The sequence below is a fragment of the Paenibacillus taichungensis genome (assembly GCF_013359905.1).
In the GTDB taxonomy this organism is placed as follows: domain Bacteria; phylum Bacillota; class Bacilli; order Paenibacillales; family Paenibacillaceae; genus Paenibacillus; species Paenibacillus taichungensis.
The window spans coordinates 1-419 of record NZ_JABMCC010000090.1; the positions used below are offsets into that span (position 1 = coordinate 1).

Annotated in this window: 1 protein-coding gene; it reads right to left on the minus strand. The window is 44.6% G+C overall.

What is annotated here, in order from left to right; translation table 11 throughout:
- The coding region (locus tag HP548_RS02885) for a hypothetical protein (protein WP_175380842.1) at window positions 1–190 on the minus strand (190 nt) is incomplete at its 3' end.
- Window positions 191–419: the final 229 nt, after the last annotated feature.

A 419-nucleotide genomic window follows, 5' to 3' on the forward strand; every position in this document is an offset into this window, starting at 1 on the left:
CGGAAGCTACGGAGTCCATATTTGTCAGTACTGTGTTACCCGAATCACGCATGTACTGAGAAACCAACCAACCCAATCCGACTGCAATGGCGATACCGCCCAACATCAGCATACCTGTTTCTGTTGTTTGTGATGCAGATGACTCATTTTTCATCCAACGTTGTACTTTCCTCACCATGTAACCATTCATTGTAATAAACCTCCATTATTTTATGTACACATTATGAAATGTGCCGGTTAAAAAAGATTACTGACGAACCCATCCGTCTGGTGTGCCTGATGGATTGGAATCTGGATCAATACCACCGGAAGCTACGGAGTCCATATTTGTCAGTACTGTGTTACCCGAATCACGCATGTACTGAGAAACCAACCAACCCAATCCGACTGCAATGGCGATACCGCCCAACATCAGCATA